The 13,892-nt window shown below is 70.7% G+C and carries 14 protein-coding genes; 9 read left to right on the forward strand and 5 right to left on the reverse strand.

Features of this window, described 5'->3' with window-relative positions:
• Positions 1-69 precede the first annotated feature (69 nt).
• Together ctaD and B446_RS02340 are read left to right on the forward strand one after the other, a co-directional pair.
• Positions 70-1,794, forward strand: coding sequence for a cytochrome c oxidase subunit I (gene ctaD, locus B446_RS02335; RefSeq protein ID WP_020937792.1), 1,725 nt, complete (start codon positions 70-72; stop codon positions 1,792-1,794).
• Positions 1,791-2,198 carry a hypothetical protein gene (locus B446_RS02340; protein WP_020937793.1) on the forward strand — a complete coding sequence of 136 codons (408 nt, stop codon included), beginning with the start codon at positions 1,791-1,793 and terminating at the stop codon, positions 2,196-2,198. The genes ctaD and B446_RS02340 overlap by 4 nt, the downstream gene beginning before the upstream one ends.
• Before the next feature lie 41 nt (positions 2,199-2,239).
• Here the strand turns inward: B446_RS02340 and B446_RS02345 are convergent, their stop codons facing one another.
• Entirely contained in the window at positions 2,240-2,803 is a 564-nt protein-coding gene (locus B446_RS02345; RefSeq protein ID WP_020937794.1) for a dihydrofolate reductase family protein, read from the reverse strand.
• 153 nt (positions 2,804-2,956) lie between these two features.
• Here B446_RS02345 and B446_RS02350 point away from each other — a divergent pair, with 153 nt between their 5' ends.
• Complete coding sequence (locus B446_RS02350) at positions 2,957-3,160, forward strand: DUF6207 family protein (protein WP_043477338.1); 204 nt, start codon at positions 2,957-2,959, stop codon at positions 3,158-3,160.
• 563 nt (positions 3,161-3,723) lie between these two features.
• Positions 3,724-4,704 carry a hypothetical protein gene (locus B446_RS02355; protein WP_020937796.1) on the forward strand — a complete coding sequence of 327 codons (981 nt, stop codon included), beginning with the start codon at positions 3,724-3,726 and terminating at the stop codon, positions 4,702-4,704.
• A gap of 57 nt (positions 4,705-4,761) precedes the next feature.
• Here B446_RS02355 and B446_RS02360 read toward each other — a convergent pair whose 3' ends face one another.
• Positions 4,762-6,240, reverse strand: a complete 1,479-nt coding sequence (locus B446_RS02360; protein ID WP_020937797.1) for an aminotransferase class I/II-fold pyridoxal phosphate-dependent enzyme — start codon at positions 6,238-6,240, stop codon at positions 4,762-4,764.
• Between the two features lie 212 nt (positions 6,241-6,452).
• On the opposite strand from B446_RS02360, the gene B446_RS02365 reads away from it, so the two are divergent.
• The 3 genes from B446_RS02365 to B446_RS02375 all read left to right on the forward strand — a co-directional run bounded on the left by B446_RS02365 (position 6,453) and on the right by B446_RS02375 (position 8,195).
• Entirely contained in the window at positions 6,453-6,656 is a 204-nt protein-coding gene (locus tag B446_RS02365) for a cold-shock protein (protein WP_020937798.1), read from the forward strand.
• Between the two features lie 223 nt (positions 6,657-6,879).
• The gene (locus tag B446_RS38925) at positions 6,880-7,473 is read left to right on the forward strand and encodes a hypothetical protein (RefSeq protein ID WP_148305714.1); all 594 of its coding nucleotides are present in this window, start codon (positions 6,880-6,882) and stop codon (positions 7,471-7,473) included.
• Between the two features lie 176 nt (positions 7,474-7,649).
• Entirely contained in the window at positions 7,650-8,195 is a 546-nt protein-coding gene (locus B446_RS02375; RefSeq protein ID WP_020937800.1) for a GNAT family N-acetyltransferase, read from the forward strand.
• 63 nt (positions 8,196-8,258) lie between these two features.
• Here the strand turns inward: B446_RS02375 and B446_RS02380 are convergent, their stop codons facing one another.
• On the reverse strand, positions 8,259-8,924 hold the full coding sequence (locus B446_RS02380) for a hypothetical protein (RefSeq protein WP_020937801.1): 666 nt from the start codon (positions 8,922-8,924) through the stop codon (positions 8,259-8,261).
• A gap of 305 nt (positions 8,925-9,229) precedes the next feature.
• On the opposite strand from B446_RS02380, the gene B446_RS02385 reads away from it, so the two are divergent.
• On the forward strand, positions 9,230-10,249 hold the full coding sequence (locus tag B446_RS02385; protein WP_052352232.1) for a sodium-dependent transporter: 1,020 nt from the start codon (positions 9,230-9,232) through the stop codon (positions 10,247-10,249).
• A 389-nt stretch (positions 10,250-10,638) separates the two neighbouring features.
• Here the strand turns inward: B446_RS02385 and B446_RS02390 are convergent, their stop codons facing one another.
• Positions 10,639-12,288: a SpoIIE family protein phosphatase gene (locus B446_RS02390; RefSeq protein WP_020937803.1), complete on the reverse strand. Its 1,650-nt coding sequence runs from the start codon at positions 12,286-12,288 to the stop codon at positions 10,639-10,641.
• A gap of 89 nt (positions 12,289-12,377) precedes the next feature.
• On the opposite strand from B446_RS02390, the gene B446_RS02395 reads away from it, so the two are divergent.
• The gene (locus B446_RS02395) at positions 12,378-13,277 is read left to right on the forward strand and encodes a DeoR/GlpR family DNA-binding transcription regulator (protein ID WP_337587804.1); all 900 of its coding nucleotides are present in this window, start codon (positions 12,378-12,380) and stop codon (positions 13,275-13,277) included.
• A 65-nt stretch (positions 13,278-13,342) separates the two neighbouring features.
• Here B446_RS02395 and B446_RS02400 read toward each other — a convergent pair whose 3' ends face one another.
• Positions 13,343-13,837: a hypothetical protein gene (locus tag B446_RS02400; RefSeq protein WP_020937805.1), complete on the reverse strand. Its 495-nt coding sequence runs from the start codon at positions 13,835-13,837 to the stop codon at positions 13,343-13,345.
• Positions 13,838-13,892: the final 55 nt, after the last annotated feature.

The raw sequence follows: 13,892 nt of genomic DNA on the forward strand, positions 1-13,892 counted from the left end.
CAGGATGGTCGGTGACCGACGCGACGGCGCGAGCGGACCTACGCACACCCCTCGGGAGACGGATCACCTGTGAGCATCCTCAACGAACCTCCGGGCTCCGCGGCAGTCGAGGACGCGTATGCCGACGAGCTGCCCCTCAGGCGCAGGCAGCCCGGCAACGTCGTGGTGAAGTGGCTGACGACCACCGACCACAAGACGATCGGGACGCTGTATCTGACGACGTCGTTCCTCTTCTTCCTGTTCGGCGGCGTCATGGCGCTCGTGATCCGTGCCGAGCTGGCCCGCCCCGGCCTGCAGATCGTCTCCAAGGAGCAGTACAACCAGCTGTTCACGATGCACGGCACCGTGATGCTGCTGATGTTCGCCACCCCGCTGTTCGCCGGCTTCACCAACTGGATCATGCCGCTGCAGATCGGCGCCCCCGACGTCGCCTTCCCCCGGCTGAACATGTTCGCCTACTGGCTCTACCTGTTCGGCTCGACCATCGCGGTGGGCGGCTTCTTCACCCCGCAGGGCGCCGCCGACTTCGGCTGGTTCGCCTACTCGCCGCTCTCCGACGCCATCCGCTCCCCCGGTGTCGGCTCCGACCTGTGGATCATGGGTCTGGCGTTCTCCGGGTTCGGCACCATCCTCGGCGCGGTCAACTTCATCACCACGATCATCTGCATGCGCGCACCCGGCATGACCATGTTCCGCATGCCGATCTTCGTGTGGAACGTGCTGCTGACCGCGGTCCTGGTCCTGCTGGCCTTCCCCGTCCTGGCCGCCGCACTGTTCGCCCTGGAGGCGGACCGCAAGTTCGGCGCCCATGTCTTCGACGCGGCCAACGGCGGCGCCCTGCTGTGGCAACACCTCTTCTGGTTCTTCGGCCACCCAGAGGTCTACATCATCGCCCTGCCGTTCTTCGGCATCGTCTCCGAGATCATCCCGGTCTTCTCCCGCAAACCGATGTTCGGCTACATGGGCCTGATCGCCGCGACCATCTCCATCGCCGGCCTGTCCGCGACCGTATGGGCCCACCACATGTACGTCACCGGCGGTGTGCTGCTGCCGTTCTTCTCCTTCATGACGTTCCTCATCGCCGTACCCACCGGCGTGAAGTTCTTCAACTGGATCGGCACCATGTGGAAGGGCTCCCTGTCCTTCGAAACACCCATGCTCTGGGCCGCCGGCTTCCTGGTCACATTCCTGTTCGGCGGCCTCACCGGCGTCATCCTCGCCTCACCCCCCATGGACTTCCACGTCTCCGACTCGTACTTCGTCGTCGCCCACTTCCACTACGTCGTCTTCGGCACGGTCGTCTTCGCCATGTTCGCCGGATTCCACTTCTGGTGGCCCAAGATGACCGGCAAAATGCTCGACGAACGCCTCGGCAAGATGACCTTCTGGACCCTGTTCGTCGGCTTCCACGGCACCTTCCTCGTCCAGCACTGGCTCGGCGCCGAAGGCATGCCCCGCCGCTACGCCGACTACCTCGCCGCCGACGGCTTCACCACCCTCAACACCATCTCCAGCATCAGCTCCTTCCTCCTCGGCCTGTCGATGCTCCCCTTCCTCTACAACGTCTGGAAGACCGCCCGCTACGCCAAGCCGGTCGGCGTCGACGACCCATGGGGCTACGGCCGCTCGCTGGAATGGGCGACCTCCTGCCCACCACCCCGCCACAACTTCCTCACCCTGCCCCGGATCCGCAGCGAATCCCCCGCCTTCGACCTCCACCACCCCGAGATCGCCATGAACGAACACGAAGGCCACCTTGCGGCCGGCGCCCCGAATTCCCCGGGGCCCCGATGAACGGCCGAAATCCGTATCCCGGCCACCACCCGTCGGAGCCCGGCCCCGAGAAGGCCGGCCCACCTCATCCGAACGCGGGGAAGGTCCTCAGCAACCAGGTCGAGGGCTATCTCCTCTGGCAGGCCAGGATCACCGAATCCGAACGGCGGGCCCGCGAGTTCACGGCGCCCCTGGACTGGCTGACCACATCCCAACGGGTCGCCGTCGAAGAGGCCTACACCGCCGACAGCCTCCGACGCGCCCGCACCGACCTCGAACACATCGCCGGCCGCTGCACCCAGATCCGCGCCGAGTACGAACACCGCTACCGGCAGCTGCGCCGCCGTTGCCTGGCCTGGACCCTCGGCATCGGCACCGCCCTCACGACGGTCAGCACCGCCCTCGCTCTCCTCCGCGGCCACTGAGGTCCTGGCAACGGGGTGATCCGCGGCGTGCGCCGAGCCGGTCAGCGCGTCACGCGGTGACGGAGGTAGACGACTCCGGAGCCGAAGGAGCGCGTTTCGACGAGTTCGAGGTCCACCCGGCGCTCGTGCCGGGGGAACAACGGGATGCCGCCGCCGACGAGTACCGGGTAGACCCTGATCCGGTACTCGTCGATCAGCCCCGCCGCGGCCGCCTCGGCGGCGAGAGTCGCGCCGCCGATCGCGATGTCGCCATCCCCCGGCTCGGCCCGCAACCGCTCGATCTCCTCCACCAGCCCGCCGGAGGCCAGCCGTGCGTTGCCCTGGACCGCCTGCAGCGTGGTGGAGAACACCACCTTGGGGAGCGACTTCCAGATCGCGGCGAACTCGCGGGTCGAGAAGCCCATGGACGGGACTTGGTCGACGGTCTCCCAGTACAGCATCGTCTCGTACAGCCGTCGCCCCAACAGGTGGACGCCGAGCCGGCGCACCTCGTCCGTGGCGAGACGGAAGACCTCCTCGTCGGGCGCCGACCAGTTGAAGCCGCCGTCCGGCCCGACGATGTAGCCGTCGAGTGAGACGCTCATCGAACATTTCACGCTGCGCATCGCGAGTCCCCTTGGGTGACGGGTACGGGTTCGACAGTACGACCGCCGGACACCACAGGACTCATCGCGGCGCGCGGAATCTTCTGTGCGCCGCTCGGGTGAACTACGGAAGCGACGCGAACCCGCGCGACGCGTCCGGGCGTCGTGACGTGCATGGAAGTGATCAACGAGGTTCACGTGTCGGAGCCGGGTCGGATCGTCGTCGACATCACGGCCGCCGACGACCAGACCGCATTCGCCTTCATCGCCGCCCTCGCCGCGCTGTGGGCGACGACCGCCGTGGAACGCATGAACCGCGCTCCCGGACAGTTCGGCGTCCGGCTGCGCTGCAGTCTGGACATGCGACAGCGCCCATAGGCGCGAGCCGGGTACCTCGGCAGCCCGCCCACGAGCCCTGTCCCTGCGCGGCCGGTTGCCGACCGCCGCGGGAACAGGGCTCGCCCGGTGACGGGGCCGGTGACCTCGCTGAGGGGCTCCTCGCCCGTGTCGACAGCGGGGCGGCGAGCGCTCCGGGCGTTCGGGGCGGTCAGTGGTGCGGGGACGGCGAGCGGGCGTGCCCCGCCGGTCGTTCACGCAGAACGGCGCCGCTCCAGCGGCCGTAGGTGTTCCACCAGTTACGCAGCCGGTCGCGAATCATGGTCTTTCTCCTTCGCCTCAGGGCATTCGGGGAAATGCCTCGGTGTCGTCCAGACTCCGGAAAGCACCGGGCCTCACGCATCGCCCGATCGGCCCACGGGCCGGAGGACGCCGGTGGTCCGCTGCCGGCTCCGCGAATTCGGGATTCCCACGTGGGTGTCATCCCGAAGACCGTCGGTACGCTCAGCTACTTTGAGGCCATGGGAAAGTCCGCCCGTCCATGCTGTGGCCGCCGCTTTTCCCAGCGGATCCGCGGAATCCGCGAAGGCGCGTGGAGAAGCCGGGTGCGGGGGCGACTGGCCGTCCTTCTGCTGTCCACCGTCGCGCTGACGGCCCTTTCGGCGCTCTCGGTCTCCCCGGCCGCTGCCGCGCCCACGTGCCGTGTCGGCGCGTACGTCACCGATCTGTACGGTCTGGACGTCTCCCCGCGGACCGTCAACGCCGACTTCTGGCTGTGGAGCGTGTGCCCGAGTGCCACGCTCTACGCCACCCGCCGTCTGGAGTTCGTGAACGCCACGTCGGTCACCCAGAGCGACAGGTCCGTGGAGAAGGTGGGCAACGAGTACTGGTCCCAGGTGAAGGTGTCCGGCACGTTCCGCCAGCAGTTCGATCTCAGTGAATACCCGTTCGACCGCCAGGACGTCCGGATCCAGGTGGAGGACTCGGAATTCAATTCGTCCCAGTTCGCCTACACGGCCGACACCGCGAACTCAGGCTACGACCACGCCATCAGCCTCGGAGGCTTCAAGATCAAGGACTTCGGGGTCCGAGTGGTCACCCACACCTACCGGACCTCTTTCGGCGATCCCCGCATCACGCACGGGAAGAACAGCGAGTACAGCCAGTTCGTCATCGCGCTGAAGCTCGAGCGTGACGACCTGGCCGGTTTCATCCGGCAGGCCTGGCCCGCCTACGTCGGATTCCTGATCTCCTTCATCTCCTACTGGATCTGGGCCCCCGAGTTCCTCACCGTCCTCGGCGCGCGTTTCGGCATTCTCGGCGCCTCCCTCTTCAGCGTCGTCGTCAGCATGCGCGCCGTCAGCCTCACCGGCACCTCCTTCGGCGTCACCCTCGTGGACCAGATCCACCTGGCCACCCTCCTCTACACGCTGGTCGGCGTCGGCTGCACGACGTACATCCTGTGGAGCTGGTCCAGGACCGAGAGGAGAGCGTTGGTACGGCGCACCAACACGGTCGTGGCCGTCACCACCACCGTGATGTACCTCGTCGCCAACGCGGTCAGCATCGGGTTCGCGGTGACCTGAGCACCGGCGCGCCGGCTCGGCGGTGCGGAGGGCGGGCGCTTCGTCGGTCCGCCCGCGTCAGGCGTCCGGCGAGGCGGCCACCCTGATCGTGTCCAGGCCCCGATCGGTGGCGTCGGGCAGGTTCATGCCCGCTCGGCTGCCGGTGGTCAGGTAGCGCAGCACCGGTTCGGTGAGGCGTTCGCCGGGCAGCACGGCGGGGATGCCCGGCGGGTAAGGGGTGATCATTTCGGCCGCGACACGGCCCACCGCCTCGTCGAGCGGTACGTGCTCCGCCGGCCCGAAGAAGGCGTCCCGGGGCAGCCGGGCCTGCTCCATCCGCAGGTCGTCCGACGTGGGCAGGTCCACCCGCGGGCCGTGTGCCATGCCGGCGGCGGCCTGCGCCAGGGCCTTCAGGGCACCGACCAACTCGGCGACCGTGCCGGGGTCGTCCCCATGCGTGATCTGGGCGCTGACGCGGCGGTGGTCCACCAGGTGCGCGTCGAGTCCGCGATGGGCGCGCAGCCAGTCGGCGGCCTGGTACCCGGTGATGTCCAGGGCCGAGACGTCCATGATCACCGGTAGCGGGTCGAAGTCGTCCGCTCGCCCTGGTCCGCAGAAGTCGTCGCGGTCGTTGACGTGCAGGCCGTCGATCTCCTCGATGGCGGACCGGGCCTCGGCCGCGAGGTCGATCGCGGTGCCCATGAGCTCGGGGCCGCGCAGGGCCATCTGACGGCGCCAGCCGTCCAGTCCCGCGTAGATCAGGACGGAGGGGCTGGTGGTGCTCAGCAGATCGGACCGTGTCTTCAGCAGCTCCGGCGGTACGAGGTCGCCCTGGAGGTGGAAGACGGAACCCTGTTCCAGGCCGCTGCCCATCTTGTGGATGCTGGTGACGCAGATGTCGGCGCCCGCGTCCATCGCCCACGACGGCAGGGCCGGGTGGAAGGGCAGATGGGCGCCCCATGCCTCGTCGACGATCAGCGGCAGACCGCGCCGGTGGCAGACGTCGGCGACCGAGCGCAGGTCGGCGCAGGCGCCGTACGGCGTCGGGCTGGTGATCAGCGCCCCCTTGGCCTCCGGATGCGCCTGGAAGGCCGCCTCGAAGTCGGCCGCCGTCGGCGGGTGGGCGAGGGAGCGCTCCGCGTCCCAGCGGGGCTCGACCCAGACGGGCTCGATCCCGGCCAGTACCAGCCCCGACACGACCGACTTGTGGGCGTCCCTGCCGATCAGCAGCTTCTCGTGCGGTCCGGCGACCGCCAGCATCGCCGCCTTGACCGACAGCGAACTGCCGCATGTCGTGAAGAAGGTGTGCTCGGCGTGGACGGCGTCCGCCATCAACCGCTCGGCCCGTTCCAGCACCCGCCCACGGGTGAGCCGGTCGTCCAGGCCGCCCGAGGCCAGCACGTCGCCGAGGAAGACGGCGTCCCCTAGCACCTCCCGCACCGCGGGATCGGCGCCGCGGGCCTGCTTGTGCCCGGGCGGCGTGAAGGGCAGCTGCCCGCTGCGACGGTACTCGACGAGTGCTTCCAGAACGGGTGCTCGGGTGTGGTCGACAGCCATGGCGGCACTGGTTCCCGTCTGCGGTGTGTTCAAGCAGCGCCGCGGCGGCACACCTCACCGGAGTCCAACCCGGGCCCTTCGCCGCGCCACGCCGTCCGCTGAGGCGGACAGGCGGCGGCGCCTCGGGTAGAACGATGTCGGCTCCTGCTGCAAAGGGAGCCGGAGCGGGCCCGAGGCAAGGGGCGCTCCCGGCATGAACGAAGGATCGATCGATGGCCAGCGGCACCGTGAAGTGGTTCAACTCCGAGAAGGGATACGGCTTCATCGCCCAGGACGGAGGCGGCCCGGACGTCTTCGCGCACTACTCCGAGATCCAGGGCAACGGCTACCGGGAGCTCAACGAGGGCGAGCACGTCACCTTCGAGATCGGGCAGGGACAGAGGGGACCGCAGGCTCAGAACATCGTGCGCGGTTGAGCGTCTGTGAGCATCTCCGCGGGGGCGTCCGCAAGTGCGGCCGCCCCCGCGGACGCGTCGGGGCCGGGCCACGTCGGCGACCGCGACCGTGTGCGCGGATGTCACGGCCCGGCGCTCTGTACGGGTGACACCGTCCGTGTCGCAGTGGTTCTGGAGTGCGATGGTGCGACATTTTGGACGCAAGGAATTCGTATCTCCTATTCACCGCACGAAAGGACTGTCCGTGAAACGAGCCGGCGTCTACACCATGCTTTCCTTCGCCGCCGCCATGACGCTGACCGGCACCGCAGCAGGTCAGGCGTCCGCGCATTCCCCCCGCGACGCCGCGCTCCCCATCGCGGGCCCCGTTATTATTAATAACGGCTTTTACGGGGATATCACCAACACGGGGAAGGGCAACACCAATAATATTCATATTGGAGACGGCCCGAACGGAACACAGGGCGGGGCCGGGATCACCCAGGGCGGAACCGGCAACGTGAACAGCGCCCTGCTGGGCGGCACGAAGAACACCCAGGGCGGCGCCCAGGGCGGCACCGGCAACGTCCAGGGCGGAACCCAGGGCGGCGCCCACAACACCGACACCCAGGGCGGGACCCAGGGCGGCACCAACAACACCCAGGGCGGCACGCAGAGCGGGACCCGCAACACGCAGGGCGGCGCCCAGAGCGGCACGGGCAACACGCAGGGCGCCGTCACCGGCGCGACGCAGACCGGCGCCAAGGACACCGCGGAGGACATCGCCTACACGGCGGACCGCATCATCGCCGACACGTTCAGGACGGTCAACGAGCAGCTGACGACGCCGCTGCCGTAGCGCGCGCACTCCCCAGGGGCCGCCGGAGCGTGAGCTTCCGGCGGCCCCCTCGTGTTTCCCGGCCACGGGGCACCGGCCTGCTCGCGGCCGGCGGGCGGGAGCACCAGTCGCGCAGCCGCGTGGCGGGGCTCGGTGCGGCCGGGCAACTCTCCCAGCAGTCCGCTACGTTGGCCGCCATGACCGAACTGGAGCGCGTCGCCTGGCCACCTGCCCCCATCCGGACCGAACGGCTCGTGCTGCGTGAGTCCGAGGGACGGGACCGTGCGGGATTCGTCGAGTTGTTCGCGTCACCGGAGGTGGGTACCTACACCGGCGGCTCCCGACCGCGTGATGAACTCGAACGAGTGGTGCCCGAGGTGCCCGGACGGCGTCGCGGCCTCTTCGTGATCGAGCACGGCGGGACGATGATCGGCATCATCGAGCTCAACCGGCGTGACCCGGAGCGTCGGAGCAAGGTGCGTCCCGACACCGGGGAGGCCGAGCTCGGTTACCTGCTCCTGCCGGAGGCATGGGGGCACGGGTACGCCGCCGAGTCATGCAGGGCGGCGCTCGGCTGGTTCGCCGACCTCCTTCCCGGTGAGCCGGTCGTGCTCACCACCCGGACCGACAACGAACGTTCGCTGCGCCTCGCGGCGAAGCTGGGGTTCACCGAGGTGCGACGGTACGTGGAGTACGGCGCCGAGCAGTGGTTCGGCGTGTGGTCGTCGGCCCCTCCGCGCTGATCGAGGCCGGCGCGGGGGCGGGACCGGTCCGTGGGCACCTGCTGTGCTGCCGCCCGGGAGGGCTCAGCCGTCGCCGGGGCCGGGGTCGGCGGTCAGGCGGCGGGTGGTCGCCAGGACGGCCAGCCCGAGGACGAACCCGTAACAGGCCACGAGGCCGTGGCCGTTGTCCTGCGCGAGCCACATGGCGAGGCCGGCCGCGGGGACACTCGCCGCGAGCAGGCGGTCCTTGGTGGCGCTGCTGGTCAGGAGGACACCTGCCGCGAGGGTGGCGGCGAGGAAGTACGTCGCGCCGGAGCTGCCGGCGAAGTTGCGCGGGTCGGTGCTGCGGGCGGTCTCCCCGAAGAGGGCGTCGATGTGCTGGGGCAGCAGGACGCCGGCCGCGAACAGCGCGAGCATCAGAGGCCAGCGCCAGAACCACTGGGCCAGTGCCGCGATCGCGGCGAGGGTGAGGATGTTCCAGGCGCCGCCGAGGATCCCGCCGTTCTGCATGAACACCGACGTCACGACGCGCCACCAGCCGCTCCGGCGGGGATCGCTGTCCAGCGCGTCCATCGCGCCCGGCCACGTCACCTGGAGCAGCACCGCTGCGACCGCCACGGCGGTGAGAGCGGCGGCGGCCCAGGGAAAGGGCCGCCGACGGATCGGTTCCCCGTCCACGAGCAGCATGCCGGCCTTGAACATCAGCACCAGCAGTGCCGCTGTGGTGACGTTGAACAGGATCGCGCTCACGCCGCTCAACCCCCGTACGAAGATGGTTGATCAGGTCGATGAGCACCCTAGCTCTCCCGAGCGCCGCCTGTCGGGGTCGCCCCGGTCGGTCGAGTCGGGATCAGGCCGCGTGCCGGGCGGCCCGATCCGAGCGGTGACGTCACCACCGACACACCGGTCAGGCCGAGGTCGGCCTTCGAGTTCAGCAGGCCCGCCCGGTCTCACCGGCCATGGTCGGGCACCGTGCCACCGGACACCTGAACGCATTCTGACCGCCCGCGCGGCGCCGACCTCAGCTCGTGACCCCCACCAGCAGCATGGGCACCATGAACAAGCAGCCGTCTCCGCGCGGCCGCGCGATCGTCCTCGCGTACGCCGCCGCCCTGCTCCTGCCGGAGCCCGGGCTGTGGCTGCGCGGCGCCCACTCGCTGCCGCTCGGCGCGGCGGGCGCGTTACCACTGCCGACGGCGCAACTCCTGCTCGGTCTCGTGCTGTTGTCGGCCGGACTTCAGGTGCCGTCACGCGCGCTCGGATCACTGCTGCGACACCCGACGGCCGTGCTGGCCGGACTCGCCCTGCATCTTGCGATCCCGCTGCTGGCCGTTCCCGCCGTCGCGTTCCTGTTGCGCTGGACGCCCGACACCGACGGGGGCAGCGGCCTGGTCACCGCCATGATCCTCATCGTGGCGATGCCCGTCGCGGCCGGGGCCACCGTGTGGACCGGCGGCGGAGCGGGCGACCAGCCGACCATGGTCGGACTCGTCCTCGCCTCCACGCTCCTCAGCCCGGTCACCGTCCCGCTGATCATCGGCGCCCTGCTGCCGCTGCTCAGCGGCGGCTACGCGCGCACCTTGGCCGCGGCCGAGCACACCATCGAGGGCGGATTCGCCCTCGCGGGCGTCGTGTTGCCCTGTGCCGTCGGGGTGTTGTGCCGCCTCGCGCTGCCCGCGCCGTGGCTGAGCCGGGTACTCGGCGCCGTCGTACCCGCGGCCGTGATGGGCTCGCTCGTCCTGACCTACGTCAACGCATGCGGCGCCCTCGGTTCCTTCCTGACCCGTCCTCGACTCCTGTTGACGGCCGCCGCGCTGGGCGTGGCGACGAGCGTGTGCCTGCTGTCGTTCGCGGTCGGCCGCTGGGCCACGCGTCTGCTGCGGCTGGACTCCCCCACCGCCTCGTCGGTCACGCTCGCCTGCGGCATGAACAACAGCAGCGCGAGCGCGGTCCTGATCACCAGCGCACTGCCCGGCAAGCCCCACCTGCTCCTGCCGGTGCTCGCCTACGGTCTGGTGCAGAAGACCGCCGCCGGCCGGCTGGTGCGCCGGCGGGGGTCCGGCGCACGTCGGTGAGGGACGTCGGCTCACGCCGGTCGGCCGGTAGGCCGGCGCGACGGCGGCCGACGGCCGGCGTGCTCGTCGGGTCACGGTCGCCCCGTACCAGCGCCCGTACGATCCCTGCTCCGGTCAGTACGGCCGTGGCGTGCAGGGCCACGGCGACGGCGACGTAGGGTGATGCCCAGGGTTCCGCCGGCCGTCTCCGCCGGAGATTTCATCGTCCGGCGCCCGCGCCCCCGCGGCGTCAGCCCCCGCGCGCATCCCACTCCCCCGCTGGGCCGGTTCGTGCCTCCGCCCCGGGGAGGACGGTGATCGCTGCGCCCGCCCATCTGGCTGAGTCCTGCTCGGAGCCCCCCGGCACCGCCGGCCGTCCCAGGAGGGGGGTGCGCCGCTCGCGGCTCGGTTCACGACGGGATCTGGAGGGCGAGGAGGGCGACGTCGTCGTGGCCGGGCGGGTGGACGCGTTCGAGGAGTTGGTCGGTGAAGGACGACAGCGGGCGGTGGGCCAGGGCGGCGGCGTGCTGGCGCAGGCGGTTCAGGCCGTCGTCGAGCGTGCGGCCGGGGACCTCCACGAGGCCGTCCGTGTACAGCAGGACGGTGCTGCCCGGCGGCAGCGCCACCGTGGCGTCGCGACGGGTGGTGTGGACTCCGGTGCCCAGCAGCAGACCGTGGCCTTCGGTGAGGTAGTCGGTCAGACCGTCGCGGGTGACGAGCAGCGGCGGCGGGTGGCCCGCGTTGGTCCAGGTCAGTCGCCACTGCCCTGCGTCGCGGTTGACGCGGGCCAGGATGAGCGTGGCCATGGCGACGTCGGTGATGGGCATGATCGCCTCGTCGAGGCGCTCGACGATCCGGCTGGGCGGCTCGTGGTGTCCCCAGGCGTAGGCGCGCAGCATGTTCCGCAGCTGGGCCATGCCGGCGGCGGCCTCCAGGTCGTGGCCGACGACGTCCCCGACGGCCAGGGCGGTGGCACCGTCGGACAGCGTGAAGGCGTCGTACCAGTCACCGCCGACCTGTGAGGCGTCGGGGGCCGGCAGGTAGCGGACGGTCATGTGCAGTCCGGGCACCCGCGGCATCTGCGGCAGCAGGTGGTTCTGCATCGTCTCGGCGACCTTGCGCTGGCGCTGGTAGAGGCGGGCGTTGTCCAGGGCGAGGCCCGCCCGGCGCGCGATGTCCTCGAACAGCGGCAGGTCGGCGACGGTGAAGTTGCCCGGCTTCCGGGTGCGGCCCAGGGTCATCGCCCCCAGCACCTCCCGGGCGCCCCGGATGGGCGCGATGGCGGCGGAATGCATACCGGACGCGTCGAAGAGGTGGCGCTGCTCGACCGCGATGCCGGAATCCGGGGCGACCTGATAGGTCTCGGGTCCTGCCAGGGTGGAGGTGACGCCGCGCAAGGCCCGTGACAGGGGCCGCGGAGACGTCTCGGGCACCGGGGGCATCGGCCCCTGGAGCTCCTCGTGGTGCACGAAGCGGTCCCCGTCGGCCTCGACCACGGCGGCGCGCCACACCTCGTCGCGCTCGGTGATCAGGTCGATGACGACCCAGTCCGCCAGCCTGGGCAGGACGAGGGCGACCAGCCGGTGCAGCGCCTCGTCGACGTCCAGGGTCGAGGTCAGCTGTGTCGTGGTCTCCGCCAGCAGCGCAAGCCGCTCCAGCTCGCTCAGCTCGGCCGCGCCGCCCGGTCCCGGCCCGGCGGCCGGGCGCTCCGCGGGGTGGAAGACGATCAGCGTGTGGGACGGGCGGTCGCCGGGTCCGTACGGGGTGACGAGCCACGAGATCGGCAGCAGCGAGCCGTCGGCACGGACGAAGTAGTCCTCGTCGCCCTGCGCCGGACGTCCGGCGTGGAAAGCCTGCCGCATGTTGCACCGGGTCGCCGGCAGGGACTGGCCCAGCGGCCCCCGGTGCAGGAGGTCGTGGGCGTCCTTGCCGACGAGTTCGTCCGCCGTGCGGCCCAGCAGGCGCTCGGCCCGTGCGTTGACCACGACGATGCAGCCCTGCTCGTCGACGACGTACGCACCGGCCCCGATGGCCTCCAGTGCCGTCTGCGGACCTGTCATCCCTCGCCTCCTGCGGTCGACTGCTACGGCTCCGTCTGCCGCTTCGCTGTACCCGCGTACGGCCACCTCACCGGCACCTGTCCTCCTTGGTGCCCCCTCGGGCCCGACGATCTCGCACCATTGTCGGCCCCCCACGTCCGAGGGGCACGGCCTGGCCCGAGCACAGCCGGATACGTACGTACCGGCGGCCGGCAGGACCATGGCTGCCGGTGGTGTTCAATCACCGTATGAGCAACGCAGACCGTCACGCGCTGATCGCGCAGGCTGTCAGGGAGTCGGGCAGTGCCACGGTCCAGGAACTCGCCGAACTGACCGGCGCCTCCGAGATGACCATCCGGCGCGACCTGGACGCGCTGGCCGCGCAGGGCGTCCTGGAACGCGTCCGCGGTGGGGCCCGCACACTGCTGCTCAGGGGCGAGGAGCCGCCCTTCGCCTTCCGGTCCCGTGAGGCCGTCGACGCCAAGCGCAGGATCGCGGCCGAGGTGGCCTCGATCGTCGCCGACGGGGAGACCATCGTCCTGGACAGCGGTACCACGTGCGTGGAGGTGGCCCGGCTGCTGCGGCACCGGCCCGTCACCGTGATGCCCCTGTCCTTGCAGGCCATCCACGTCCTCAGCGACCCACCGGGCCCAGCCTCGCTGATGGTGCCCGGCGGCCGGCCACGCGCCGCCGAGGGGGCCCTGACCGGCCCGCTCACCCTCGCCTCGCTGGCCGCGCTGCGCTTCGACACCGCGATCGTCGGCTGCTGCGGTCTGAGCGCGGCCGAGGGGCTGACCGCGTACGACCTCGACGACGCGGCGGTGAAGAAGGCGGTCATCGCCTCCGCCCGCCGCATCGTCGTCGCCACGGACGGCAGCAAGCTCGGCCGCACCGCCCACGCCTACGTCGGCCCGTCCGCACTCCTGCACACCCTTGTCACCGACACCGCGGCACCGGCCGACGAGGTGGGCGCGCTCGAGGGCGCGGGCACGGTCGTCAAGAGCGTCTGACGCCGGCGGACAGGCCGGTGCCCCGCGGAGACTGTCTCCGCGGGGCACCGGCCTGCTGTCAGTGATCAGCCCTGGGTCCCACCCTGGGTGTTGCCGTTACCGGCACCCTGGGTTCCGCCCTGGGTGTTGCCGTTACCCGCACCCTGGGTTCCGCCCTGCGTGTTGCCGTTACCCGCACCCTGGGTTCCGCCCTGCGTGTTGCCGTTACCCGCACCCTGCGTCCCACCCTGGGTGTTGCCGTTACCGGCACCCTGGGTCCCACCCTGCGTGTTGCCGTTGCCCGCACCCTGCGTGCCGCCCTGCGTGTTGCCGCCCTTGGGCATCGCGGCGTTCTTCGCCGGGCTGTTCTTGCTGGCGTTGTTGCTGTTGCTGTTCTTGCTGTTCTTGCCGTGGTGCTGCTGCTGATGCTGCTGGTGGTGGCTGCCGGCGTGGGAGGCGCTGTGGTGGTTCATCATGGGCGCGGCCTCCGCGCCGGCGACACCGAGGGTTCCGGCGGCGAGAGCGGCGATGCAGGAGATGCCGGCGATACGGGCGGCCAGGTGACGACGGGCGTTCAGCATGAGAGATCCTCTGAATTCCTGATCCGGGGGGGACGAGGGCCGGTCGGCCTTTCGT

The sequence above is a fragment of the Streptomyces collinus Tu 365 genome, from assembly GCF_000444875.1.
In the GTDB taxonomy this organism is placed as follows: domain Bacteria; phylum Actinomycetota; class Actinomycetes; order Streptomycetales; family Streptomycetaceae; genus Streptomyces; species Streptomyces collinus_A.